This is a genomic window from Vibrio sp. 1078-1 (genome assembly GCF_033340475.1).
In genome coordinates, this window is sequence record NZ_JAWOWM010000909.1 from 1 (window position 1) to 517 (window position 517).

Sequence of the window (517 nt, forward strand, 5' to 3'; positions counted from 1 at the left end):
ATCAGCTTGATGCGTTGTTGGCCTCTGCAGAAATCGCTGAGAAGACAGTCATCGCACTTCAGCCTATCAGTCAGAAACCTCGCGCTACACAACTGTGTATTGATACCTGTGTTGCTCGCAACTGGCGTTTGTCGGTTCAAACTCATAAATACCTAAGTATTGCTTAAGCTCGGAGAGTAAAATGAAAAAAGCTGTTGTTGTTTTCAGTGGCGGACAAGACTCGACAACCTGTCTCGTACAAGCCCTTAAAGAGTTTGATGAAGTGCATGCAATCACTTTTGATTATGGCCAACGTCATAAACTGGAGATCGAAGTTGCGCAAAAGATCGCCAAAGACCTTGGTGTAAAAGCGCATAAAGTGATGGATGTCGGTTTACTGAATGAACTTGCTATCAGCTCTCTGACGCGTGATGACATCCCTGTTTCTCACGAATTACAAGAGAATGGCTTGCCGAATTCGTTTGTGCCTGGCCGTAATATTTTGTTCTTAACTCTTGCTGGTATTTACGCTTACCAA

1 protein-coding gene and 1 pseudogene are annotated in these 517 nt (G+C 43.9%); both read left to right on the top strand.

The window, feature by feature from the left end; all coding sequences use genetic code 11:
- Positions 1 to 167, top strand: a pseudogene (locus tag R7190_RS30785) (7-carboxy-7-deazaguanine synthase QueE); the annotation flags it as partial.
- 14 nt (positions 168 to 181) lie between these two features.
- On the top strand, positions 182 to 517 hold a 336-nt coding region (locus tag R7190_RS30790; RefSeq protein WP_318138331.1), incomplete at its 3' end, for a 7-cyano-7-deazaguanine synthase.